Source organism: Pseudomonas sp. PGPPP1, assembly GCF_002255865.1.
Taxonomy (GTDB): domain Bacteria; phylum Pseudomonadota; class Gammaproteobacteria; order Pseudomonadales; family Pseudomonadaceae; genus Aquipseudomonas; species Aquipseudomonas cremoris.
On record NZ_NKIG01000006.1, the window covers coordinates 39,918 to 63,367 of the forward strand.

Sequence of the window (23,450 nt, forward strand, 5' to 3'; positions counted from 1 at the left end):
GAATAAGAACAAGGAAACACCCTATGAATCGAGTCATCAACGATCCGGACCTGGTGGTCGAGGACATGCTTGCCGGCATCCTCCTGGCGCACCCGGAACTGGTGCAGTACGAGAGCAATCCACGGGTCATTCGCAAGCGCAACACCTCGCCAAAGGGCCAAGTCGGCATCGTCACGGGTGGCGGCTCGGGCCATGAGCCGGCGTTTCTCGGCTATGTCGGCCCTGGGCTGGTGGATGCCGTGGCGGTGGGCGAGATCTTCTCCTCGCCCACCGCCAAAAGTTTCTTCGATGCGTTCCGCGCCGCCGACCAGGGCGCGGGCGTGGCGTGCCTGTACGGCAACTACGCCGGCGACAACATGAACGTGAAGCTGGCGATGAAAATGGCCGCCAGCAAAGACATGACCATCCGCACCGTGGTCGCCAACGACGACGTCGCTTCCGCCCCACCGGCCGATATCGCCAAGCGGCGCGGCGTGGCCGGTGAGATCTTCATGTGGAAAATCGGCGGTGCCGCAGCCGCCCAGGGCTACGACCTCGACGGCGTGATCCGTGTGGCGCAAAAAGCCGTGGACCACTGCCGCTCTATCGGCGTGGGCCTTACGCCCTGCACCATCCCGGCGGTGGGCAAGCCCAACTTCCAGATCGCCGATGGCGTGATGGAACTCGGTATCGGTCACCACGGCGAGCCGGGCATCGAAGTGGTGCCGGTGGAATCCGCTGCGGCGATGGCCGAGCGCATGCTGGCGCCGATCCTGGCCGACCGTGACTTTACCCAGGACCAAAGCGTGGTGGTGCTGGTCTCGGGCCTGGGCGCGACGCCGGTGATGGAGCTGTATATTTTCTACGCCGAGGTCGAGCGCCAACTGCGCGCCAAGGGCCTGCGCATTCACCGTTGCTACGTGGGCAACTACTTCACGTCCCTGGAAATGATGGGCGTGACCTTGACCCTGCTCGGCCTCGATGCGGAGCTGAGCAACCTGATCGACCAACCTTGCCGCTCCATCGGCATGACACAGTCGGAGTGAAGCATGAGCGAGCACTTCCCCAGCAACACCGGCAGCGCCATCGTCACCAACCTGGTGTCGATCATCGTCGCCAACCGCGAATACCTCAGTGAAGTGGACGGCGCCATCGGCGACGGCGACCACGGCATCAACATGGCCAAAGGTTTCTCCCGCTGCGGCAAGACGCTGGAAGGTCGCGAGCTGTCCCTGGCCGAGGCGCTGGACGAACTGACCCTGGCGCTGATGGAAGGCATCGGTGGCTCCATGGGCCCACTCTACGGCAGCCTGTTTATCGGCATGGCGGATGAAGTGCGTGGACACGACAGCATCGATGCGGCGACCTTCGCCAAGCTGCTGCGCGGCGGCCTGACTTCGCTGCAGGACATCAGTGATGCGGGGGTGGGCGACAAGTGCCTGATGGACACGTTGATCCCGGCGGTGGAGGCGTTTGAACGCGCTGAGGCCAGCGGTGCGTCATTCCGTGAGGCCCTGAACCAGATGAAAAGCGCAGCGTCCCAGGGCCGTGATTCCACCCGAGATCTGGTGGCCAAGATTGGACGCGCCAGTCGCCTGGGGGAACGCTCCCTTGGTGTGCTGGATGCCGGCGCGGTGTCGTGCTGCCTGATCCTCACAGACCTCGCCGAATCGGTCGAAGCACGCCTGGTGGCCTGACGGCGCAGGAATTCGAGCACACCGCCGCCCCCCTGTGGGAGCGGGCTTGCTCGCGAAGGCTGGGTGTCAGGCGGTAAAAATGCTAGCTGACCCACCGCTTTCGCAGGCAAGCCAGCTCCCACATTTGAATTTGTGCCTGGCCGGAAAACTGAGCACACCGCCAATCCCCTGTGGGAGCGGGCTTGCCCGCGAAGGCGGCGGATCAGTCGGTAAAAATGCTGGCTGACCCACCGCTTTCGCAGGCAAGCCAGCTCCCACATTTAGCTCTGCGCCTGGCCGGAAAACTGAATACACCGCCAATCCCCTGTGGGAGCGGGCTTGCCCGCGAAGGCTGAGTGTCAGGCGGTAAAAATGCTAGCTGACCCACCGCTTTCGCAGGCAAGCCAGCTCCCACATTTGAATTTGTGCCTGGCCGGAAAACTGAGCACACCGCCAATCCCCTGTGGGAGCGGGCTTGCTCGCGAAGGCTGAGTGTCAGGCGGTAAAAATGCTAGCTGACCCACCGCCTTCGCAGGCAAGCCAGCTCCCACATTTAGCTCTGCGCCTGGCCGGGTAGAGATATCCAGAGCTACCGCCGCGTCGCATCGTCCAGGGCGAGGATCGTGTAGGCATTCGACACGGTTGTCGCCAGGGTGTTGATCACCCCGGAGCGCAACGCGCCGAGGGTGGCCGCCGCCTTGGTGTTCTCGCTGGCAATCGCTACCACATCGGGAATGCGCACCAGCTCCTGCACCGTCAGGCCGATCACCCTGCCCTGCATAGCGTTGACCGCCGGCTGGCCGTGGATGTCGATAAAGTCATAACCCATCATGTCGCCCACCGTGCCAGACACCCGGGCCTGGGCGATTTCCTGGGGCGAGAACCAGCCCATGCGCACCATGTTGCTGTTCTCGCTCATGTCACCGATGCCGATCAAGGCGATATCGGCGCGGCGCGCACGGTCGAGGGTCGAGCGCACAGTGTCGTTGTTGATCAACACACTGCGCAGTTCCGGGTTGGCCACCAGGGCCGGGGCGTAGAGGGTTTCGCTTTCGGCGCCGAAACGCAGGGCCAGGCGTCGGCAGATATGGTCGGGGTTCATGTATTCACCGGCCTTAAGCGAACCGCCAATTGCACACACGAAGGTGCAGTTGCGCGTCACCGGCAGGAACACATTCTCAGCCACCGCGCCGACATTGCGGCCCATGCCCACGGCGACGATCATCCCATCACTGAGGGTCTTGTTCAGGTAGTTGGCCACCAGGCTGGCGACGGCCGAGCGCTGGGTGTCGGGGTCGCCATGGTCGACTGCGATCAACGCCCGGTCCAGTTGGAAGCGCTCCACCAGCGCCTGCTCCAGCTCAGTGTTCAAGGCCGGATGCTGCAACACGCGCACCTCCACCACCCCTTCATCACGGGCGCGCTTGAGCAACCGGCTGACCTTGACCCGTGACAGGTCGAAGCGCTTGGCAATGGCTTCCTGCGTGATGTTGTCGAGGTAATAAAGCATGGCCACTTCGGTCATCAGGTCGATGTCGCTGGCGGCACGCTGGGCACTGTCGGTCATGGGAGCTTCCATTTACGCCACAAAAAACCATTCTCCCTAGTCTGTGCGGTGCAAGTCCAGCGGCGAATGGGCCTGGCCTGCAAAGTTTCTAGCGGCCTTGCTGGTATTGCCGTGGCGTACAGCCGAACTCCCGACGGAACACCGTGTGCAGGTACTGCGCGGAGGTGAAGCCACACTGCTGGGCAATATCGGCAATTGCCAGGCGGTTGCCCTCCAGGCCCTTGGCGGCGCTGGCGAGTTTGAAGCGCAGGATCTCGTCGTGCACGCTGCAACCGCGCTCCTTGCGAAAGTGTGACTCCAACGATGAGCGCGACACGCCCACATAGGCCGCCACTTGGGCGGTCTTGATACCCTGGCAAGCGTATTGGCGGATAAACAGCAGCGCCTGCATCACGTAAGGGTTGCCCAACGGTTGATGCAAGCTGGACGCCTGCACATTGATCGCATCCGGCGGCACCAGGATCTGCTCACCCGTGCAAGGCTTGCCGTGCAGCATCTGGTGCAACAGCGCGGCGGCGGTGCGGCCCATGGTTTCGGTGCCCTGGATCACTGAACTCAGCGGTACCCGCGTCAGGGTGCGGGTCAGCGGGTCGTTGTCGATACCGATCAGCGCCACTTCTTCCGGTACTGCAATCCCCGCCGTGAGACAGGCTTGCAGCAACTGCCGGGCACGGGCGTCGGTGACCGCGATGATACCAATGGGCTTGGGCAGGCTTTGCAGCCAGGCGATCTGCTGCTCCACCGCGCTGTCCCATAGCGGCGCGCTGGTGCCCAGGCCGCGATAGACCGCTACCGGCAAACCATCGCGTTGCATCAGGCTGCGAAAGGCTTTTTCCCGCTCCTGGGCCCAACGATTGGCCTGGGCTTCGGGCAGGCTGAAACAGGCAAAACGGGTCAGCCCGGCCTCGATCAAATGCTCATAGGCCATCTTGATCAGCGCGTGGTTATCGGTGGCCACGTAGGGAATGCCCTTCGGATACGCCCGCGCATCGGCATACGAGCCACCCACCGCCACCACCGGCACCTTGCTCCCGGCCAACGCTTCGCCGATCAGTGGGTCGTCGAAGTCGGCAATAATGCCGTCGCCCTGCCAGCGCTCGATGCCCTTGAGACGGCACAAAAAATCTTCTTCAAGGAACAAGTCCCAGGACGCACGCGTGCTGCTCAGGTAATTGCCGATGCCGGCGATGATGCCGCGGTCGTAGATCTTGCTGCCATTGAACAGCAAGGCAATGCGGTGCACGGGCGGTAGGGTTTTCATTGTTTTTGTCCTGGGGCCGGTCGCCACAGACTAGACCCCCTCACTCAAAATCGCACCACCCCTTGGTGATTTTCATAATTTTCGGCCCAACCCCGTTGCTAGTATCCAGACACCGCCAAGAACAATAAGGAAAGCGCCATGCCGTACTTCCCCGGTGTCGAGAAGGTTCGCTTCGAAGGCCCCAGCAGCGATTCCCCCCTAGCCTTTCGCCATTACGACGCCAACAAACTCATCCTCGGCAAACCCATGCGCGAGCACCTGCGCATGGCAGCCTGCTACTGGCACACCTTTGTGTGGCCGGGGGCGGATATGTTTGGGGTGGGCACCTTCAAACGGCCTTGGCAGCGCAGTGGCGACCCCATGGAGGTGGCCATCGGCAAGGCAGAGGCAGCGTTCGAGTTTTTCTCCAAGTTGGGCATCGACTACTACAGCTTTCACGACACGGACGTCGCCCCCGAAGGCAGTTCGCTCAAGGAGTACCGCAACCACTTTGCGCGGATGGTCGACCATCTGGAGCGCCACCAGGAACAAACCGGCATCAAGCTGCTGTGGGGCACCGCCAATTGCTTCAGCAACCCGCGCTTTGCGGCAGGTGCTGCCAGTAACCCCGACCCGGAAGTGTTTGCCGTGGCGGCCGCGCAGGTGTTCAGTGCGATGAATGCGACGCTGCGGCTCAAGGGTTCGAACTATGTGCTGTGGGGTGGTCGTGAGGGCTATGAAACCCTGCTCAACACCGACCTCAAGCGCGAGCGCGAACAACTGGGGCGCTTTATGCGCATGGTGGTGGAGCACAAACACAAGATCGGTTTTGCGGGCGACCTGCTGATCGAGCCCAAGCCCCAGGAACCCACCAAGCACCAATACGATTACGACAGCGCCACGGTGTTCGGCTTCCTGCATGAATACGGCCTTGAGCAGGAGATCAAGGTGAATATCGAGGCCAACCACGCGACCCTGGCCGGGCACAGTTTTCATCATGAGATTGCCACCGCCGTGTCCCTGGGAATCTTCGGCAGCATCGACGCCAACCGGGGCGACCCGCAGAACGGCTGGGACACCGACCAGTTCCCCAACAGCGTCGAGGAGATGACCCTGGCCACCTATGAAATCCTCAAGGCTGGCGGGTTTAAAAATGGCGGCTATAACTTTGACTCCAAGGTGCGTCGCCAGAGCCTGGACGAAGTGGACCTGTTCCACGGCCACGTAGAGGCAATGGACGTACTGGCCCTGGCATTGGAACGCGCCGCGGCGATGGTGCAGAACGATCGGTTGCAGCAGTTCAAGGACCAGCGTTACGCCGGTTGGCAGCAGCCGCTGGGCCAGGCGGTACTGGCAGGTGAATTCAGCCTGGAGTCGCTGGCCGAGCATGCATTTGCCCATGAGTTGAATCCCCAAGCCGTCAGCGGTCGCCAGGAGATGCTTGAAGGCATCGTGAATCGGTTTATCTACCGGTGACAATTGCGCGACAAATCTGTGCACGGGCGTCAAAACGACGCTCTACAGTTCCACCGGCATCACGCTGTGTCTTTCCAACAACAATAAAAGGACGCATAACCATGAAACGCACGCTTATCGCCACTGCCCTGGCCCTGCTCGCCCTGCCGGTGATGGCCGACTCGGCCCACCCGAAAATCGGTTTCTCCATCGACGACCTGCGCCTGGAACGCTGGTCCCGCGACCGTGACTACTTCGTCGCCGCCGCTGAAAAACTCGACGCCAAGGTCTTTGTGCAGTCAGCCGATGCCAACGAGCAAAAGCAGATTTCCCAAATCGAAAACCTGATCTCCCGGGGCGTCGACGTGATCGTCATCGTGCCGTTCAACGCCACTGTACTCACCAATGCCGTGGCCGAAGCCAAGAAGGCCGGGATCAAGGTGGTGTCTTATGACCGCCTGATCCTCAACGCAGACATTGACGCCTACATCTCCTTCGATAACGAGAAAGTCGGCGAGATGCAGGCCAACGGCGTGCTGCAAGCGGCGCCCAAGGGCAATTACTTCCTGCTCGGCGGCGCGCCCACCGACAACAATGCCAAGGTGCTGCGCGAAGGCCAGATGAAGGTGCTGCAACCGGCCATCGACAAGGGCGATATCAAGGTGGTGGGCCAGCAGTGGGTCAAGGAATGGAACCCCACCGAAGCCCTGAGCATCGTCGAGAATGCGCTCACTCGAAACGACAACAAGATCGACGCCATCGTCGCCTCCAACGACGCTACCGCCGGCGGCGCGATCCAGGCGCTGGCCGCGCAGAAACTGGCGGGCAAGGTGCCAATCTCCGGGCAAGACGCCGACCTGGCGGCCGTCAAGCGTGTGATCGACGGCACCCAGACCATGACCGTGTACAAGCCGCTCAAGCTGATCGCCACCGAAGCGGCCAAGCTCTCGGTGCAACTGGCGCGCAACGAGAAACCGGCCTACAGCTCCCAATACGACAACGGCAGCAAAAAGGTCGACACCATCCTGCTCACCCCGACCCCGCTGACCAAGGCCAATATCGACCTGTTGGAGAAGGACGGGTTCTATACCAAAGAGCAGATCGCCGGGCAGTGACCGCCATGGCCGACTATCTGCTGCAAATGAACGGCATCGTCAAAACCTTTGGCGGTGTCAAAGCCCTCAACGGCATCGATCTCCAGGTGCGGCCGGGGGAATGCGTCGGCCTGTGCGGTGAGAACGGTGCGGGTAAATCCACTTTGATGAAGGTGCTGTCGGCGGTCTATCCCCACGGCACCTGGGAGGGCGAGATTCTGTGGGACGGCCAGCCCCTCAAGGCCCAGTCCATCAGCGAAACCGAGGCCGCCGGTATCGTGATCATCCATCAGGAACTGACCCTGGTGCCCGATCTGTCGGTGGCCGAAAACATCTTCATGGGCCACGAGCTGACCCTGCCGGGTGGGCGCATGAACTACCCGGCGATGCTCCACCGCGCCGAAGCCTTGATGCGCGAGCTCAAGGTGCCGGACATGAACGTGGCGCTGCCGGTGTCGCAATACGGCGGCGGTTACCAGCAACTGGTGGAAATCGCCAAGGCCCTCAACAAACAGGCGCGCCTGTTGATTCTCGACGAACCCTCCTCGGCCCTGACCCGCTCGGAAATCGAAGTGTTGCTGGACATCATCCGAGGCCTGAAAGCCAAGGGCGTGGCCTGCGTATACATTTCCCACAAGCTCGATGAAGTGGCGGCGGTGTGCGACACCATCGCGGTGATCCGCGACGGCAAGCACATCGCGACCACGGCCATGGCCGACATGGACATTGCAAAGATCATTACGCAAATGGTCGGGCGCGAGATGAGTAACCTCTACCCCACCGAACCCCACGCCGTAGGCGAAGTGATTTTCGAGGCGCGCAACGTCACCTGCTTTGACGTCGACAATCCCAAGCGCAAGCGCGTGGACGATATTTCGTTTTCGCTCAAGCGCGGGGAGATCCTCGGCATCGCCGGGCTGGTGGGCGCTGGGCGTACGGAACTGGTGTCGGCACTGTTCGGTGCCTACCCCGGCCGCTACAGCGCCGAGGTGTGGCTGGACGGCCAGGTGATCGACACGCGCACCCCGCTCAAATCCATCTGCGCCGGGCTGTGCATGGTGCCCGAAGACCGCAAGCGTCAAGGCATCATCCCCGACTTCGGCGTGGGCCAGAACATCACCCTGGCCGTACTCGACACCTACGCCAACCTGACCCGCATCGACGCCGAGGCCGAACTGGGCAGCATTGACCAGCAGATCGCCCGCATGCACCTGAAAACCTCAAGCCCGTTCTTGCCGATCACCAGCCTATCCGGGGGCAATCAGCAAAAGGCCGTATTGGCCAAAATGCTCATGGCCAAGCCACGCGTGCTGATTCTCGATGAACCCACACGCGGCGTAGACGTGGGCGCCAAGTATGAGATCTACAAGCTGATGGGCCTACTCGCGGCCGAAGGCGTGGCGATCATCATGGTCTCGTCGGAACTGGCCGAAGTGCTCGGGGTGTCCGACCGCGTGCTGGTGATCGGCGAAGGCCAGCTGCGCGGCGACTTCATCAACCAAGGGCTTACCCAAGAACAGGTGCTCGCCGCCGCGCTCAGCCAACACAAAAAAAACGATCGGAAGACCGCGTAGATGAATCAAGTGAAACAGCTGTTTACCCGCTACAAAATGCTCGCCCTGGTCATCGCCGTGGCGGTGATCTGGGTGTTTTTCAGTTGGCAGACCGAGGGCGGGTTCCTCACCCCACGCAACTTGTCCAACTTGCTGCGGCAGATGTCGATCACCGGGATTCTGGCGTGCGGCATGGTGCTGGTGATTATCAGCGGTGAGATCGACTTGTCGGTGGGCTCGCTGCTGGGATTATTGGGTGGGTTGGCAGCGATTCTGGACGTGGTTTATCACATCCCCTTGCTGGCCAACGTAAGTCTGGTGGCGTTGTGTGGGCTGATGATTGGGTTGGCCAATGGGTATATGACGGCCTACTTGCGCATCCCTTCTTTTATCGTCGGTTTGGGCGGGATGCTCGCGTTTCGCGGGATTCTGCTGGGGATTACCGGGGGAACAACCATTGCGCCGGTGTCGCCATCGCTGGTGTATGTGGGCCAGGGGTATTTGCCGCATTCGGTGGGTATCGGGCTCGGCGTTTTGTTGTTTGCGTTGACGCTTTTTTTAACCTGGAAACAGCGGCGCAATCGCGCACTGCATGGGTTGGCGGCGCACTCGCTGGTACGTGATCTGGTGCGTGTTGCGGTGATCGGTGCGGTGTTGGCCGGGTTCGTCACCACCCTCAACAGCTATGACGGCATTCCCGTGCCGGTGCTGTTGTTATTGGTGCTGCTCGGCGTATTCAGCTACGTCACCAGCCAGACCGTGTTCGGCCGTCGCGTGTATGCAGTGGGCAGCAATATGGAAGCCACGCGGCTGTCGGGCATCAACGTGCAGGCGGTGAAGTTGTGGATCTTCGGCATCATGGGCGTGATGTGTGCCCTCGCCGGCTTGGTCAACACGGCACGGCTTGCGGCGGGGTCGCCATCGGCGGGGAACATGGGTGAACTGGATGCCATCGCTGCGTGTTTTATCGGTGGCACGTCCATGCGCGGCGGCTCGGGCACGGTGTATGGGGCGTTGCTTGGGGCGCTGGTGATCACCAGTCTGGACAATGGGATGTCAATGCTGGACGTGGACAGCTACTGGCAGATGATCGTCAAGGGCAGCATTCTGGTGTTGGCGGTGTGGGTGGATGTGAGTACGCGCACCGGCAGACGCTAAGGGTTTTATTTTCCCAATAACACCGCCCCGTCTCCCACCTGCCCTAACCGGTCCCCCGGATTGCGCAGCGGGCAGTCAGCCAGGGACAGGCACCCGCAGCCGATACACTCGTCGAGTTGGTCGCGCAGTTGCGTGAGGCTGTTGATTCGCTCATTCAACATGTCTCGCCAGCGCTTGGAAAGCTGCGTCCAGTCCTTGGCCGTCAGCGGTCGCCCCAGCGGCAGATCCTCCAGTGCTGCCTTGATGGTTGCCAACGGAATCCCCGCGCGCTGCGCCACCTTGATCACCGCAATGCGGCGCAGCACGTCACGGTGGTAGCGGCGCTGATTGCCTGGGCTGCGTTGGCCGTTGATCAAACCCTTGGCTTCGTAAAAATGTACCGTCGCCACGGTCACCCCGCTACGCCGCGCCACTTCGCCGACCCCGAGGGGGATGTGCACATCGATTTTCGCTTCCATTGGCGCCTTGACCTCATCTATACATGAGGTCTTATAAAGAGTGTCGGCTTGTCCTGGCAAGCCTTCATTCCTTTGACATGGAGTCTCCATGAACACAGCGCGAACCTCTCCCTCCAACTGGGCCGCCTTGCTGTCCGGTGCAAACGGCGTACGGTCACTGGCCCTGGCAGGTGGCGTGGTGCTGCATGCGATTAACGTCTACATCGCCACCACGATTCTGCCGTCAGTGGTCCAGGACATCGGCGGCATCGACTATTACGCCTGGAACACCACGCTGTTTGTCACCGCCTCGATCCTCGGTTCGGCGTTGTCTGCACGCTTGCTTGGCCGCCTGGGGCCGCGTGGGGCTTACCTCGTTGCCAGCCTGGTGTTCGCCGGCGGGTCTTTGGCCTGCGCGTTTGCGCCTTCCATGCCAGTGATGCTGGTCGGGCGGCTGGTACAGGGACTGGGCGGTGGATTCTTGTTCGCGCTGTCCTACGCAATGATTCGGCTGGTATTCGATGAACGCTTGTGGCCACGCGCAATGGCGTTGGTCTCTGGGATGTGGGGTGTCGCAACGCTGGTCGGGCCAGCCGTGGGCGGCGTTTTTGCCGAACTGGGCATCTGGCGAGCGGCGTTCTGGTCCTTGATTCCAGTGGCCGGGTTGTTCGCAGTGCTGGCCGCAACGGTACTGCCTGGGCGCAGCACAGACCGCGCTGAGCCAACACCGTTGCCGATCACTCAGTTGTGGTTGCTGACGGCCGCGGTACTTTCGGTGTCGGCCGGCAGTGTCTCTTCCAGTCTGCCCTTGAACCTGCTGGGGCTCGCAGCGGCAGCCCTGCTCACTGGCCTGCTGATCGTCACAGAAAGCCGCGCCCGCCATCGACTGTTGCCCGCTGGAGCCTTTCGGCTGACCACTGCGCTTGGCGCGCTGTACGCCACGATGTCGTTGTTGGCGGTCGCCGTCACCAGTGGCGAAATCTTTGTACCGCTGTTTCTTCAAGTTCTGCACCACCAGTCGCCACTGGTGGCCGGCTATCTTGCCGCACTGATGGCGGCCGGCTGGACGCTGGGGTCAATCGCCAGCGCCGGAACAACCGGCGCGAATGTTCGACGGGCTATCCTGGCCGGACCGATCCTGGGTGTAGTGGGCATGCTGGCACTGGCGCTGCTAATGCCTAGCGAAAGCCATGGCGATGCGCAGAAACTTGTGCCGATTTGCATGGCGCTTACCCTGATAGGCCTGGGGGTGGGCCTGACATGGCCGCACTTGTTGACCCGGGTGTTCCAAGTGGCACCCGCCGGCGAACAGGACCTGGCCTCTGCGTCCATTACCACGGTGCAACTGTTCGCCACCGCGTTTGGCGCCGCACTGGCGGGCATGGTCGCGAACATCGCGGGCCTCACTGAACCCGGCGGAATCGAAGGCACAGCAAGCGCAGCGATGTGGTTGTTTGGGATGTTTGCGCTGGCACCGGTGGTGGGTGTGCTGATTGCCAGGCGGGTCGTTCAACTGATCGATTAGTGGCCGCTGATGCTTGTGTGGGGGCCAGCGCCCACACAAGACCGCTCCCACATTTCGATATCCGCACCGGGCGGCGGTGAAAACAGCCGACTAGAAAATGTAACAGCTGCTACGGTTTTCATTCTCATAGCGCCAGGATTGGATAACGCCCTCACCCGAGACGAGCACAGAGTAACGACAGTCGCGGATCCAGGTCACGAAATAGCGCTGGCTATCGCCCTCCTTCACAACCTGGTCATAGACCTTGTTCTTGTTGACCGGGGACCAATAGGAATCGCCACAGCCGCGGCTGCAATCATCATAGAGGTGGGCATCGAAGCGCGTACCGACAAACGCGTTCCTGACGCCCGTCCATGCCGAGTGAGACGGCGCGCAACCGGCCAGCAACGTGCCCAACAAGGCCAGCAATACTGCGAATTTTACCCAGCTCAACGTGGCATTTCCCTATATTGATTGACTTGACTGTGTTCGCTCGCTGGGTGAGCGTGCCAAGTTCCTCTAGGTAGAGCAAGCGAAGCCAAGACTTGTGCCTCGTTCCTTACGCAAATGTGGGAGCTGGCTTGCCTGCGATTGCGGTGTATCAGAACCAAAAAGGTTGACTGACACGCCGCTATCGCGGGCAAGCCCGCTCCCACACTGGATCTACTACAACCTGGGATTATTTGGAAACCGGCATCGCGAATTCGGCGCCTTGCTCAATGCTCTCCGACCAGCGCTGCATGATCGACTTTTGCTTGGTGTAGAACCGCACACCCTCAGTGCCGTAGGCGTGCATGTCACCAAACAGGCTCTTCTTCCAACCACCAAAACCATGCCAGGCCATCGGCACCGGGATCGGTACGTTGATGCCGACCATGCCCACCTGGATACGCCGTGCAAATTCGCGGGCGATGTTGCCGTCGCGAGTGAAGCAGCTCACGCCGTTGCCAAACTCATGGTCGTTGACCAGTTTGATCGCTTCACCAAAGTCATTCACGCGCACACACGCCAGCACCGGGCCGAAGATTTCTTCGCGGTAGATGCTCATCTCGCGGGTTACGTGGTCGAACAGCGTCGCGCCGAGCCAGAAGCCGTTTTCCAGGCCTGCTTCAGTCGGCACGTAGTCACGCCCGTCCAGCAGCAGTTGGGCGCCCGCTTGCACACCTTGCTCGATGTAGCCGCTGATGCGTTCAAGCGCTGCACGGGACACAATCGGGCCCATTTCGGCTTTCAGATCGCGGCCATCGGTGATGCGCAGTTGCTTGGCGCGCTCGGTCAGGGCGGCAACGACTTTGTCACCCACATCACCCACCAGCACCGCGACGGAGATGGCCATGCAGCGTTCGCCGGCACTGCCGTAGGCGGCACCCATCAGGGCGTCGACGGTTTTTTCGATGTCGGCATCGGGCATCACCACCATGTGGTTTTTCGCGCCGCCCAGGCCTTGGACGCGCTTGCCGTTGCGGGCGCCGGTTTCGTAGATGTATTGAGCGATTGGCGTCGAGCCAACAAAACTCAGGGCCTTGACGTCCGGGTGCTCGATCAGCGCATCCACCGATTCCTTGTCGCCCTGCACCACGTTGAACACGCCTTTGGGCAGGCCCGCTTCACGCAGCAGTTCGGCCATGAACAGCGAGGCACTTGGGTCAGTCGGGCTTGGCTTGAGGATGAAGGTGTTGCCCGCCGCGATGGCGATCGGGTACATCCACATCGGTACCATCACCGGGAAGTTGAACGGCGTCACGCCCGCGACAACACCCAGCGGCTGGCGCATCGTCCAGTTGTCCATGCCTCGGGAAACCTGGTCCGAGTGTTCACCTTTGAGCAGGTTCGGAATGCCGCAGGCGAATTCCAGGATGTCGATACCACGGTCCACTTCGCCTTGGGCGTCGGTGAAGACCTTGCCGTGTTCGGCCACGATGATGCGGGCCAGGTCGTCCTTGCGCTCACGCAGCAGGTGCAGGTATTGGAACAGTACGCGGGCGCGGCGGATGGGCGGAGTGTCGGCCCAGTCGTCGAAGGCGGCCTGAGCGGCGGCGACGGCTTCGCCAACGGTCTGGCGGCTGGCCAGGGCCACGCGGCCGGTTTTTTCGCCGGTGGCCGGGTTGAAGACGTCCTGATAGCGATCATCGCGGGACACGCGTTGGTCGTTAATGTAGTGCTCGATTGTAGTTGTCATGGCAGTCGATCCCAGGTGGATAAGCGATGGACACACGATAGGCTTTCGATTTGTTCCAAACCAGAGCAGAATCCTGAACTTATTGTCCACTTAAACGAACAATCCAATTATGGAAAAAACCGAGATCGAAGGACTGTGGACCCATATCCACTGGCTGTCGGTGCTGGAAGAACAAGGCACGTACACCGCTGCGGCGGCGCGCCTGGGGGTGAGTAAATCCGCTGTGAGCCAGCGCATTTCCGACCTGGAAAAGGCCACCGGCACGCAGTTGGTGACGCGCACCACCCGCAGCGTCAGGCTGACGGATGCCGGACTGTCGCTCACCCGCGAAGTGCGCAGCGCCTACGAACAGATCGCGCGCAGCTTCTCGTCGGTGCGCGATTCTGTGGGGGAGATTCGTGGGTTGGTGCGGCTGACCGCGCCGGTGGCGTTCGCCCGTCAGCAGTTGGTGCCGCACTTGTCGGAGTTTTTGCAGCGCTACCCGCAAGTACGCATCCAACTGGACGTTTCGGACGCCTTGAGTTCACTCGCCGCCGAGGGCTATGACCTGGCGGTGCGCCATGGTTTCCAGGTGCCGGAGACCCATGTCGCCTGGAAGCTGTGCGACACCGGCTCAGTGCTGGTTGCGACCCAAGACTACCTGCAACGCCACGGTGAGCCCCGCGAACCGACGCAACTGTCAGCCCACAACTGCCTGTTCTATCCACGCGGCACCGACCAACCCGCCTGGACCTTCGAGCGCGGCACCAAACACGTCGAACGCCTCACCGTGCCTATCTCCGGCAGCTTCGCCACCAATAACAGCGAAGCCCTGCGCGACTCGGCGCTCAACCACCTGGGCATCGCCCTGCTCCCGGATTTCAGCGCCCATGCCGCGTTGGCCAGCGGCAAGTTGGTGCAGGTGCTCAAGGACTGGACGCTCAAGGGTGCGTTTGCCGATGAGATCTACCTGATTCGCCCGTACTCACCCCACGTGCCGAAGTCGGTGAGCGCGCTGGTCAGCTTTTTGAAGGAAAAACTGTCGGCGGGGTTTCGCTTCGAAGGTTGAGGTTTCCCTCTTGCTCGACAGAACCAAAAGTCCATAATAGACAAAATAGTTTAGTCACGGAGACTCCTATGTCCAGCACCCCTCAAGTGATCAACAGAGCCCAAGCCCGCGAACTGCTCGCCCAGGTCGATGTGCCGCAGATTCTGCATAAGCTGTTTCGCGATCTGGCCGCTGGGCTGGCGGTGCAGCCGGCGCAGCAACTGGTGGAGTTCCCGCAAGGCGCCGGGGACTTTATCAACTACTTGGGCGTGCTGGCCGAGGACGGGGTGTACGGGGTGAAGACCTCGCCCTATATCGTGCGTGAACAAGGGCCGCTGGTGACCGCGTGGACGCTGTTGATGTCGATGCACACCGGCCAGCCGGTGCTGCTGTGCGACGCCGCCGAATTGACCACCGCACGCACCGCTGCAACCACCGCACTGGCAGTGGATGCGCTGGCGCCGTTATCCGCGCAGCGCCTGGCGATTATCGGCAGTGGCAAGGTGGCGCAGGCGCACTTGCATTACGTCAAGGACTTGCGGGACTGGCAGCACATCAGTCTGTATTCGCCCAGCCTGGCCAATGCCACGCCCGAGGCCATCGCTCATCTCAAAGGCCTGGACCCGCGCGTCGTCATCGCCGACAGCCGCGATACGGCCCTGGCGGACGCCGATGTGATCCTGCTGTGCACCTCATCCGCCAGCCCGGTGATCGATCCCGCCCGCTTGAGCAAACCCGCATTGATCACCTCCATCAGCACCAACGCGCCCCGTGCCCACGAAGTACCGCCCCAGTCCCTCAACGCCATGCAGGTGTTCTGCGACTATCGCCAGACCACTCCGGGCGCGGCGGGTGAGATGCTGATCGCCGCCGAACAGCATGGCTGGGACAAGCGCGACATCATCGGCGACCTGCCGGAATTGCTCAGCGAACACGTGCAACGCCCTACCTACGACCGTTCTGTATTCTTCCGTTCCATCGGCCTGGGCCTGGAAGACATTGCATTGGCCAACGCCCTTTGGAGACAGCTATGAGCCACGCAGATTTCATCATCATCGGCGGCGGGATTGCCGGCGCGTCCACGGGTTTCTGGTTGTCGCAGCACGGCAAGGTGATCGTGCTGGAGCGCGAGAGCCATCCCGGCTATCACTCCACCGGGCGTTCGGCGGCGTTGTATACCGCCGCTTATGGCACCCCGCAAGTACGCGCGTTGACCCTGGCCAGCCGTGAGTTTTTCGACAACCCACCGCCAGGTTTTTGCGAGCATCCACTGCTGACCCCACGGGGCGAGATGACCGTGGATTTCATTGGCGATGCCACCGAGTTGAGCGCGCAGTACTTGAGCGCCAAGGCCACCGTGTCGCAAGTCGAACTGCTGAGCGCCGACGAAGCGTGCGCAAAGCTGCCGATCCTGCGCCGCGAAAAAGTCCACGGCGCGCTGTATGACCCGACCGCCAGCGACATCGATACCGACGCCCTGCACCAGGGTTACCTGCGTGGCATCCGTCGCAACGGTGGCGAGGTGTTGACCGATCACGCCGTGCTTGGGTTAAGCCGCGATGCCGCAGGCGTCTGGCACGTGAACACCGGCGAAGCCACCTATACCGCACCGATCATCATCAACGCCGCCGGCGCCTGGGCCGACACGATCGGCGCGCTGGCCGGTGCCGCCGCCATCGGCCTGCAACCCAAACGTCGCTCGGCCTTCATCTTCGCCGGCCCCGAAGGCGTGGACACCCACCACTGGCCGATGCTGGTGGCGCTGGACGAGTCCTTCTACATGAAGCCTGACGCCGGCATGTTCCTCGGCTCGCCCGCCAATGCCGACCCGGTGGAACCCCAGGATATCCAGCCCGAAGAACTGGACATCGCCATGGGCATCTACCAGATCGAAGAAGCCACCACCCTGACCATTCGCCGCCCTACCCGCACCTGGGCCGGGCTGCGCAGCTTTGTGCAGGACGGTGACTTGATCAGCGGTTTCGATCCCCAGGTACCCGGCCTGTTCTGGGTAGCGGCCCAAGGTGGCTATGGCATCCAGACCTCACCGGCCATGGGCCAGGCCAGCGCCGCACTGATACGCGGCGCGGCGTTGCCCGAAGCCCTGGCGCGATTCGGCCTCGACGCTGGTATGCTCTCCCCCGCCCGCCTGGAGCCCCATTGATGAACACCGCTGAACAAGACAAGGTCATGCAGAACTTCCGTGCGATGGCCGACGCCATCGCCACGCTGTTCTTTCCCCACGCCGAAGCGGTGCTGCACGACTTGCGCTCGCAAAAGGTCGACTACATCGCCAACAACCTGTCGAAACGAGCGATTGGCGACGACTCGGCGCTGGAGGACATGCTCACTGACGACGTCAGCGAAGTGAATATCGGCCCGTACGAAAAGCTCAACTGGGACGGCCAGAAAATCCGCAGCCTCAGCACCGTGCTGCACGATCACACCGGCCAGCGGCTGGCGGTGTTGTGCATCAACCTGAATATTTCGCTGTTCGAAAACGCCAAGGCGGCGCTGGATTTGTTCCTGTCGCCGAGCAAACTGATCCCACAGCCGGACTCGCTGTTTCGCGACGATTGGCAGGAACGTATCAACACGTTTTTGCATGCGTGGATGCGCGAGCGACAACTGAGCCTGAATCTGCTGACCCGTGACCACAAGCGCGAGTTGGTGCTGGCGCTGCATGCCGAGGGCGCGTTCAAGGGCAAGAGCGCATCGAACTATGTGGCGAATGTGCTGGGGATGGGCCGGGCGACGGTGTACAAGCACCTCAAGGAACTGAAGGGTTAGCGGCGGCATTGGGTTGATGCACGCGGTCAAAATGTGGGAGCGGGCTTGCTCGCGAAAGCGGTGGGTCAGTCAATACATCCGGTGACTGACAGTCCGCATTCGCGAGCAAGTCGAATCGTCGCACCGCCGCTCCCACATTGACCTAAGCGGTCTGGATATCGGTGACACCCTCAATCGCCGTAGATGTCGGACTTGAAGTACTGCTGCGAAATCTTCTGGTACTCACCGTTCGCGCGAATCCCGTCAATCGCCGTGTTCAGTTCGCTGACCAACGCCTCATTGCCCTTGCGCACCGCAATCCCCGCGCCCTCGCCCACGTATTTCGGGTCCTTGAGCTCCGGCCCGACAAACGCATAGCCCTTGCCCCGTGGCATCTGCAGGAAGTCGTTCAAAGGAATGGTGTCGGCAAAGATCGCATCCAAGCGCCCCGCTGCCAGGTCCATGTAGATTTCTTCGTTATTGCTGTAGCGCTTGACGGTGATGCCCTTGGGCTCAAACACCTCGGTGGCGTAACGATCCGTGGTGGTGGCGCGCTGCACGCCGACGGTCTTGCCCTTGAGGCTGACGTATCCGTCATCCACCACCGCGCCTTCTTTCATCACCAGGCGTGACGAGGTGAAATAGTACTTGTGAGTGAAGTCCACCGACTTCTTGCGGTCTTCGTTGATGGTCATGGACGACAGCGCCATGTCGATTTTCTTCACCTTGAGGGAAGGAATCAGACCGTCGAACTCACCTTCGACCCACACACACTTGACCTTCATCTGCGCGCACAACGCATTGCCGATGTCGTAGTCGAAGCCGACGATCTTGCCGTCTTCAGTCTTGGACGCGAACGGCGGGTAAGCCGCCTCGATGCCGATACGCAGGGTTTTCTCGGCCGCCAGCAGCGGGCCAGCCGCAATCAGGCCAAGGGCCAGGGCGGTGATGAGGGGGAGTTTCTTCATGGGGGTGATCTCGCAAGTTGTTGTTGATTTGGCAAGAGTGAAGAAAAAGGTGAAGCGGGCGCAGCGCTTTTTGTACTTATAATTCCATACTGGACTTTTACGTCTTACCCGTCAATCACAGTTGTACCGCGTATGCACCAGCACCCGCGTAAACGGTGGCGCCGCCCTGGCGCCTTCGCGTGCCCCGCGAATCCAGCGCACGGCCGCCACCATCTCGCCGATAAAATCATGCGACACCACGTAGTCCATTACCCCGGACTCCAGCATGGCCCGCGTGTGTCCGGTCAATTCATGGCCGACAAATACCGGGCGATGCTCGGCAGCGATGGTACCGATGGCCTGGGCCACACCCCGGTTGGCGCCAGCCACGTTGTAGATGGCAGCCGGGTAATCGTGCTTGGAGAAGTAGCGCATCAGCTGTTCGGCAGTGGTTTGCGGACGGTCGTCGGACATCATCCGCTCATCGATTTTCAGGTGGGGAAACTCCGCCCGCAGCACCCTTCGAAAGCCCATCTCACGCTCCTGCTGGCAGCGAAACGCCATGCTGGTAACCAGCAAAATCTTGGCCTTCTCCCGCGCCAGCGCATTGCCGATCAGCAACCCGGCGACGCTGCCGGCAGCGTACTGGTCGTTGCCCACATAGGCGCTGCGCCCCGAGTTGGGCAGGTCGGTGGTCAGGCAGACCACCGGGATGCCTTGGCGGCACAAGGCGCGGATTGCCCGGTTGATCGCCGGATGTTCACGGGACACCACGATCACGCCATCCGCCGAGGCACCCTCTGCCTGCACCTGGTCGGCAAAGGCCGCCGGGTCGACCTGATTGGTGGGCACATAGTGACCGTGTACGACCACGCCGGGGGTGGAACTGTTGATGGCCGCCTCTGCGCTGGCCAACGTGGCGTTGAAGGTCTCACCCGAATCGCAGAACAACTTGATGTGCAAGGTGGCGGTGCCATTGGCCTGGTCCTGCTTGAGCTTGTCCAGCGCCGCCAGCACTCTGAGCCGGGTGTTTTCCCGCACATTCGAACGGTTGTTGAGCACACGGTCCACCGTGGCAACACCCACCCTGGCGACCTTGGCGATCTGCTCGACGGTGGGACCTTTCCAAAGTTGCGCAGGGGTTTTAGTGGCCATGAAGGGCGCCTTGCCAGTGATAGGAATACCATCAGTTATAAAGGGTAATTCCCGACTTATCGACGCCTGCGCCGCGCATTATTTGATGGAATTCCCATCATATTTAGCCCTTGCTCGTCCTTGAACGAAGATTTGGCGCCGCCAATAATCGCTCCATAACAACCACAACAATTCGTCAGGACACCCCACCATGACCCTCCGAATCGCCGTCATCGGCGCCGGCATCATGGGCGAAGACCACGCCCGCATCATTGCCCAGGACTTGCCGGGCACCACGCTCCAAGTGATCTGCGACGCCAACCCCGAGCGTGCCAAGGAAGTCGCCCAGCGCTACGGCGCGGCGCATGTCGCCACCGATCCGCTGGCCACGTTGGCCCGCAGCGACGTGGACGCCGTGATCATCGCCAGCCCCGACGCCACCCATGCCGCGCTGTGCCTGGCAGCCATCGACCTGGGCAAGCCAGTGCTATGCGAGAAGCCGCTGTCGCCCAGTTCCGAGGAATGCCTGGCGGTGATCGACCGCGAGATCTCAGTGGGGCGCCAGTTCATCCAACTGGGCTTCATGCGCCGTTTCGACCCCTCCTACCGCGAGATGAAGCACGCTCTGCAAAGCGGCGCGATCGGCAGCGCAGTGATGATGCATAACTTCCACCGCAACGTCGAAGCACCGGCCAACTTCAGCGGGCAAATGGCGATCAGCAATTCGGCGCCCCATGAGTTCGATGTGGCGCGCCATGTGCTTGACACCGAATACAGCGCCATCTCGGTATTCCAGCCGGCAGGCGGCATCGGCGCGCCGGTGTTCATGGTGCTGGAAACCCGCGACGGGCACCTGGTGAACATCGAGGTGAACAACAACGCCCACTACGGCTATGACGTGCGCGGTGAGCTGGTGGGCAAACAGGGTTCGGTGCAACTCGCAGCTCCCGTTCACGCCCACTACAACAGCGGCCTGCAGGCGGTACAGCGTTACGCTGCCGACTGGCGCCCGCGCTTTGCAGAGGCCTACCGCTTGCAGGACAAGGCGTTTGTCGAGTTCGTGCGCAACGGCCAGTTCCCAGCCCACGCCGCCACCGCCTGGGATGGTTATTGCGCCACGTTGATGGCCGAAGCCGGCGTGCAGGCGCTCACCGAAGGCCGCCGCATCACCCTGCGCCCCCTGGACACCCCCTCACTCTACCTGCCACGCGAAGGAGCCTCGCTATGAAGCTGGGATTTGTCACCGATACCCTGGGCAACCTGCCGTTGGGCGATGTACTCAAGCATGCTGAACGCATGGGCCTGTCGGGCTTGGAAGTGAACACCGGCGGCTGGTCCACCGCGCCACACTTCAACCTCAAGCAGATGCTCGAGAGCAACGCCGCACGCCGGGATTTCACCCACAGCTTCGAACAGCACAACCTGGAGATCATCGCCCTCAACGCTAACGGCAACCCGCTGCACCCGACGCAGCCGGAACAGGCGCAGTGCCTTAAAGACACCATTCGCCTGGCCGGCGAATTGGGGGTCAAGACCGTGTGCACCATGTCCGGCTTGCCCGAAGGCCAGGCGGGTGACCGCATGCCCAACTGGGTGGTTGCCTCATGGCCGCCAGAAACCCAGACCATCCTGCGCTATCAGTGGGAGGAACGCCTGCTGCCGTTCTGGAGCGAAATCGCCGACTTGGCCAAGGTCAATGGCGTGGAGCGCATCGCCCTGGAACTGCACGGCAGCCAATGCGTGTACAACGTGCGCTCGCTGCTCAAACTACGCGACGCTGTCGGCCCGGTGATCGGCGCCAACCTCGACCCGTCCCACCTGTTCTGGATGGGCGCCGACCCCCTGGCCGCCGCCGACGCCCTGGGCGACGCGCTGTACCACGTGCACGCCAAGGACACGATGCTCAACACGCCAGTACAAGCGGTGGACTCGTTACTGGAAAACGGCTCGCTGATGGATGTGTCGGCGCGCAGTTGGTCCTACATCACCCTCGGTTTTGGCCATGGTGAAGAGTGGTGGCGCCAGTTCTGCTACCGCCTGAAAATGGCCGGCTACGACGGCTGGCTGTCCATCGAGCACGAAGACGTACTGCTTAACAGCCTGGAAGGCCTGGAGAAATCTGTCGCACTGCTCAAAGGCGTGATGCCCGTCGCGGCCAGCGACTTCAAACCCCAGGCGATCTAGCGCCGCGCAAAAGCACTCAGCCCAACCTGTGGCTGAGTGCCCCTTCGTTTCAGTCGGAATACCACAATGACAATTAATTCCTACGGAAATACGGCACAAGACGCCACGCCCTACCTCAATACAGAAAAACGCCAGGCCAGGCGCTACCTGCAAAAAATCACCTCGATCGCCACGTTTGGCGGCCTGCTGTTCGGCTTCGACACTGGCGTGATCAACGGCGCCCTGCTGTACATGAAAGACGACCTGGGGCTCACCCCCATGACCGAAGGGCTGGTAACCAGCTCACTGTTGATTGGCGCCATGCTCGGTGCGCTGGTCGGCGGACGGGTGTCCGACCTGCAGGGCCGGCGCCGTAACATCCTCTACCTGGCCGTGGTGTTCTTTATTGGCGCTCTGGCCTGCACCCTGGCGCCGAACTTCAATGTAATGGTCACTGCGCGTTTCATCCTCGGACTGGCGGTTGGCGGCGCATCGGTGGTGGTCCCGGCCTATCTGGCGGAGATGTCGCCGTCCAATATTCGTGGGCGGATTATCACGCGCAACGAGCTGATGATTGTCACCGGCCAGTTCCTCGCATTCACCACCAATGCGCTGCTGGGCAACCTGTTTGGCGACCTCGACGGCGTGTGGCGCTGGATGCTCGCCCTGGCCACCTTGCCGGCGGTGGCGCTGTGGTTCGGCATGTTGTACATGCCCGAAAGCCCGCGCTGGCTGGCAACCAAGGGCCGTTTCAAGGAAGCGCTGGACGTGCTCAAGTTGGTGCGTGAGGAGTATTACGCCAAGGAAGAAATCGCCGCGATCACCCGGCAGATCAGCAACGAGAAATTCGTCAAAAGCGGCGGCTGGCGCGACCTGTCGAAAAAAGGTGCGCGCCGCGTACTGCTGATCGGTATCGGCATCGCCGTGACGTCGCAACTGACCGGCGTCAACTCCATCATGTACTTCGGCACGCAGATCCTCACCGAAGCCGGCCTGGCCCAAAGCAGCGCGTTGATCGCCAACGTGGTCAACGGCGTGATCTCCATCGCCGCGACCTTTATTGGCATCTACCTGCTGGACCGCGTTGGCCGCCGGCCGATGATGCTGTTCGGCTTTGCCGGCACCACCTTGTCGTTGCTGATGATCGGCCTGGTATCCACCTGGTTCGAGCCCTCGGTGACCCGCGCCATGCTGATCCTGGGCGCCATGGCGTTTTTCCTGGCGTCGATGCAAGGGCTGATCGGCCCGTCGTTGTGGGTGATGCTGGCGGAGATTTTCCCGATGCGCATTCGGGGCGGCTGCATGGGCATGGCGATCGCCGGGCTGTGGCTGACCAACGTGATGATCGGCCTGTTCTTCCCCACGCTGGTGGCAACCATCGGTATCGGCCAGACCTTCTTTGTGTTCGCGGCTGCGGGTGTGCTGTCGCTGATCTTCGTAGCGATCTGCGTGCCGGAGACGCGGGGCAGTACGCTGGAGGAAATCGAACACCGTCTCTACGACTGACCTGCCCGTGGCGGGATGGCGAAAAAAGCCATCTCGCCGCTATTAACAATCATTCTCGTTTG

The 23,450-nt window shown here is 61.6% G+C and carries 21 protein-coding genes; 14 read left to right on the forward strand and 7 right to left on the reverse strand.

Annotated features, from left to right (window positions below):
• Positions 1-23: 23 nt before the first annotated feature.
• Positions 24-1,025, forward strand: a complete 1,002-nt coding sequence (locus tag CFE47_RS09810) for a dihydroxyacetone kinase subunit DhaK (protein ID WP_185710213.1) — start codon at positions 24-26, stop codon at positions 1,023-1,025.
• A gap of 3 nt (positions 1,026-1,028) precedes the next feature.
• Entirely contained in the window at positions 1,029-1,676 is a 648-nt protein-coding gene (dhaL, locus tag CFE47_RS09815) for a dihydroxyacetone kinase subunit DhaL (RefSeq protein ID WP_286836558.1), read from the forward strand.
• 568 nt (positions 1,677-2,244) lie between these two features.
• Here dhaL and CFE47_RS09820 read toward each other — a convergent pair.
• On the reverse strand, positions 2,245-3,222 hold the full coding sequence (locus CFE47_RS09820; RefSeq protein ID WP_093513751.1) for a sugar-binding transcriptional regulator: 978 nt from the start codon (positions 3,220-3,222) through the stop codon (positions 2,245-2,247).
• An 88-nt stretch (positions 3,223-3,310) separates the two neighbouring features.
• Positions 3,311-4,483, reverse strand: coding sequence for a XylR family transcriptional regulator (locus CFE47_RS09825; protein ID WP_286836561.1), 1,173 nt, complete (start codon positions 4,481-4,483; stop codon positions 3,311-3,313).
• A gap of 138 nt (positions 4,484-4,621) precedes the next feature.
• Between CFE47_RS09825 and xylA the strand changes: the two genes are divergently transcribed.
• The 4 genes from xylA (at position 4,622) to CFE47_RS09845 (ending at position 9,722) form a co-directional block, all read left to right on the forward strand.
• On the forward strand, positions 4,622-5,938 hold the full coding sequence (gene xylA / locus CFE47_RS09830) for a xylose isomerase (protein ID WP_286836563.1): 1,317 nt from the start codon (positions 4,622-4,624) through the stop codon (positions 5,936-5,938).
• A 101-nt stretch (positions 5,939-6,039) separates the two neighbouring features.
• Positions 6,040-7,032 (forward strand): D-xylose ABC transporter substrate-binding protein, encoded by a 993-nt coding sequence (gene xylF, locus CFE47_RS09835; protein WP_185710209.1) that lies wholly within the window; start codon positions 6,040-6,042, stop codon positions 7,030-7,032.
• A 5-nt stretch (positions 7,033-7,037) separates the two neighbouring features.
• Positions 7,038-8,585, forward strand: a complete 1,548-nt coding sequence (xylG, locus tag CFE47_RS09840; protein ID WP_286836566.1) for a D-xylose ABC transporter ATP-binding protein — start codon at positions 7,038-7,040, stop codon at positions 8,583-8,585.
• Complete coding sequence (locus CFE47_RS09845) at positions 8,586-9,722, forward strand: sugar ABC transporter permease (RefSeq protein ID WP_286836568.1); 1,137 nt, start codon at positions 8,586-8,588, stop codon at positions 9,720-9,722.
• A gap of 5 nt (positions 9,723-9,727) precedes the next feature.
• Here CFE47_RS09845 and soxR read toward each other — a convergent pair whose 3' ends face one another.
• Entirely contained in the window at positions 9,728-10,180 is a 453-nt protein-coding gene (gene soxR, locus CFE47_RS09850; protein WP_286836570.1) for a redox-sensitive transcriptional activator SoxR, read from the reverse strand.
• A gap of 88 nt (positions 10,181-10,268) precedes the next feature.
• Here soxR and CFE47_RS09855 point away from each other — a divergent pair, with 88 nt between their 5' ends.
• The gene (locus CFE47_RS09855) at positions 10,269-11,684 is read left to right on the forward strand and encodes an MFS transporter (protein WP_286836572.1); all 1,416 of its coding nucleotides are present in this window, start codon (positions 10,269-10,271) and stop codon (positions 11,682-11,684) included.
• 90 nt (positions 11,685-11,774) lie between these two features.
• Here CFE47_RS09855 and CFE47_RS09860 read toward each other — a convergent pair whose 3' ends face one another.
• The gene (locus tag CFE47_RS09860; RefSeq protein ID WP_286836574.1) at positions 11,775-12,116 is read right to left on the reverse strand and encodes a hypothetical protein; all 342 of its coding nucleotides are present in this window, start codon (positions 12,114-12,116) and stop codon (positions 11,775-11,777) included.
• 226 nt (positions 12,117-12,342) lie between these two features.
• Positions 12,343-13,842, reverse strand: a complete 1,500-nt coding sequence (locus tag CFE47_RS09865; RefSeq protein WP_185710206.1) for a CoA-acylating methylmalonate-semialdehyde dehydrogenase — start codon at positions 13,840-13,842, stop codon at positions 12,343-12,345.
• Between the two features lie 109 nt (positions 13,843-13,951).
• Here CFE47_RS09865 and CFE47_RS09870 point away from each other — a divergent pair, with 109 nt between their 5' ends.
• The 4 genes from CFE47_RS09870 (at position 13,952) to CFE47_RS09885 (ending at position 17,659) form a co-directional block, all read left to right on the forward strand.
• Positions 13,952-14,890 carry a LysR family transcriptional regulator gene (locus CFE47_RS09870; protein WP_286836576.1) on the forward strand — a complete coding sequence of 313 codons (939 nt, stop codon included), beginning with the start codon at positions 13,952-13,954 and terminating at the stop codon, positions 14,888-14,890.
• Positions 14,891-14,958: 68 nt separating this feature from the next.
• A complete protein-coding gene (locus CFE47_RS09875; protein WP_286836577.1) occupies positions 14,959-15,903 on the forward strand; it encodes an ornithine cyclodeaminase family protein in 945 nt (314 codons plus the stop codon).
• Positions 15,900-17,033 carry an NAD(P)/FAD-dependent oxidoreductase gene (locus tag CFE47_RS09880; protein ID WP_286836579.1) on the forward strand — a complete coding sequence of 378 codons (1,134 nt, stop codon included), beginning with the start codon at positions 15,900-15,902 and terminating at the stop codon, positions 17,031-17,033. The genes CFE47_RS09875 and CFE47_RS09880 overlap by 4 nt, the downstream gene beginning before the upstream one ends.
• Positions 17,033-17,659, forward strand: a complete 627-nt coding sequence (locus CFE47_RS09885) for a helix-turn-helix transcriptional regulator (protein ID WP_185710202.1) — start codon at positions 17,033-17,035, stop codon at positions 17,657-17,659. The genes CFE47_RS09880 and CFE47_RS09885 overlap by 1 nt, the downstream gene beginning before the upstream one ends.
• 170 nt (positions 17,660-17,829) lie before the next feature.
• On the opposite strand, the gene aotJ is transcribed toward CFE47_RS09885, so the two are convergent.
• Together aotJ and CFE47_RS09895 are read right to left on the reverse strand one after the other, a co-directional pair.
• Positions 17,830-18,606, reverse strand: a complete 777-nt coding sequence (aotJ, locus tag CFE47_RS09890; protein ID WP_286836581.1) for an L-arginine-binding protein AotJ — start codon at positions 18,604-18,606, stop codon at positions 17,830-17,832.
• 111 nt (positions 18,607-18,717) lie between these two features.
• The gene (locus CFE47_RS09895) at positions 18,718-19,740 is read right to left on the reverse strand and encodes a LacI family DNA-binding transcriptional regulator (RefSeq protein WP_286836582.1); all 1,023 of its coding nucleotides are present in this window, start codon (positions 19,738-19,740) and stop codon (positions 18,718-18,720) included.
• A gap of 190 nt (positions 19,741-19,930) precedes the next feature.
• On the opposite strand from CFE47_RS09895, the gene CFE47_RS09900 reads away from it, so the two are divergent.
• The 3 genes from CFE47_RS09900 (at position 19,931) to CFE47_RS09910 (ending at position 23,388) form a co-directional block, all read left to right on the forward strand.
• Complete coding sequence (locus CFE47_RS09900; protein ID WP_286836583.1) at positions 19,931-20,947, forward strand: Gfo/Idh/MocA family oxidoreductase; 1,017 nt, start codon at positions 19,931-19,933, stop codon at positions 20,945-20,947.
• Positions 20,944-21,903 (forward strand): sugar phosphate isomerase/epimerase family protein, encoded by a 960-nt coding sequence (locus tag CFE47_RS09905; protein ID WP_286836584.1) that lies wholly within the window; start codon positions 20,944-20,946, stop codon positions 21,901-21,903. The genes CFE47_RS09900 and CFE47_RS09905 overlap by 4 nt, the downstream gene beginning before the upstream one ends.
• A 66-nt stretch (positions 21,904-21,969) precedes the next feature.
• The gene (locus CFE47_RS09910; RefSeq protein ID WP_286836586.1) at positions 21,970-23,388 is read left to right on the forward strand and encodes a sugar porter family MFS transporter; all 1,419 of its coding nucleotides are present in this window, start codon (positions 21,970-21,972) and stop codon (positions 23,386-23,388) included.
• Positions 23,389-23,450 lie beyond the last annotated feature (62 nt).

Excerpts from the sequence above, each read along its gene's own strand:
- CFE47_RS09865 (WP_185710206.1), bottom strand. The coding sequence starts at position 13,842 with ATGACAACTACAATCGAGCACTACATTAACGACCAACGCGTGTCCCGC.
- CFE47_RS09855 (WP_286836572.1), top strand. The coding sequence starts at position 10,269 with ATGAACACAGCGCGAACCTCTCCCTCCAACTGGGCCGCCTTGCTGTCC.
- CFE47_RS09825 (WP_286836561.1), bottom strand. The coding sequence starts at position 4,483 with ATGAAAACCCTACCGCCCGTGCACCGCATTGCCTTGCTGTTCAATGGC.
- CFE47_RS09910 (WP_286836586.1), top strand. The coding sequence starts at position 21,970 with ATGACAATTAATTCCTACGGAAATACGGCACAAGACGCCACGCCCTAC.
- xylF (WP_185710209.1), top strand. The coding sequence starts at position 6,040 with ATGAAACGCACGCTTATCGCCACTGCCCTGGCCCTGCTCGCCCTGCCG.
- CFE47_RS09895 (WP_286836582.1), bottom strand. The coding sequence starts at position 19,740 with ATGGCCACTAAAACCCCTGCGCAACTTTGGAAAGGTCCCACCGTCGAG.
- CFE47_RS09875 (WP_286836577.1), top strand. The coding sequence starts at position 14,959 with ATGTCCAGCACCCCTCAAGTGATCAACAGAGCCCAAGCCCGCGAACTG.
- CFE47_RS09820 (WP_093513751.1), bottom strand. The coding sequence starts at position 3,222 with ATGACCGACAGTGCCCAGCGTGCCGCCAGCGACATCGACCTGATGACC.
- CFE47_RS09845 (WP_286836568.1), top strand. The coding sequence starts at position 8,586 with ATGAATCAAGTGAAACAGCTGTTTACCCGCTACAAAATGCTCGCCCTG.
- CFE47_RS09900 (WP_286836583.1), top strand. The coding sequence starts at position 19,931 with ATGACCCTCCGAATCGCCGTCATCGGCGCCGGCATCATGGGCGAAGAC.
- soxR (WP_286836570.1), bottom strand. The coding sequence starts at position 10,180 with ATGGAAGCGAAAATCGATGTGCACATCCCCCTCGGGGTCGGCGAAGTG.
- CFE47_RS09870 (WP_286836576.1), top strand. The coding sequence starts at position 13,952 with ATGGAAAAAACCGAGATCGAAGGACTGTGGACCCATATCCACTGGCTG.
- CFE47_RS09880 (WP_286836579.1), top strand. The coding sequence starts at position 15,900 with ATGAGCCACGCAGATTTCATCATCATCGGCGGCGGGATTGCCGGCGCG.
- CFE47_RS09885 (WP_185710202.1), top strand. The coding sequence starts at position 17,033 with ATGAACACCGCTGAACAAGACAAGGTCATGCAGAACTTCCGTGCGATG.
- xylG (WP_286836566.1), top strand. The coding sequence starts at position 7,038 with ATGGCCGACTATCTGCTGCAAATGAACGGCATCGTCAAAACCTTTGGC.
- dhaL (WP_286836558.1), top strand. The coding sequence starts at position 1,029 with ATGAGCGAGCACTTCCCCAGCAACACCGGCAGCGCCATCGTCACCAAC.
- aotJ (WP_286836581.1), bottom strand. The coding sequence starts at position 18,606 with ATGAAGAAACTCCCCCTCATCACCGCCCTGGCCCTTGGCCTGATTGCG.
- CFE47_RS09905 (WP_286836584.1), top strand. The coding sequence starts at position 20,944 with ATGAAGCTGGGATTTGTCACCGATACCCTGGGCAACCTGCCGTTGGGC.
- xylA (WP_286836563.1), top strand. The coding sequence starts at position 4,622 with ATGCCGTACTTCCCCGGTGTCGAGAAGGTTCGCTTCGAAGGCCCCAGC.
- CFE47_RS09810 (WP_185710213.1), top strand. The coding sequence starts at position 24 with ATGAATCGAGTCATCAACGATCCGGACCTGGTGGTCGAGGACATGCTT.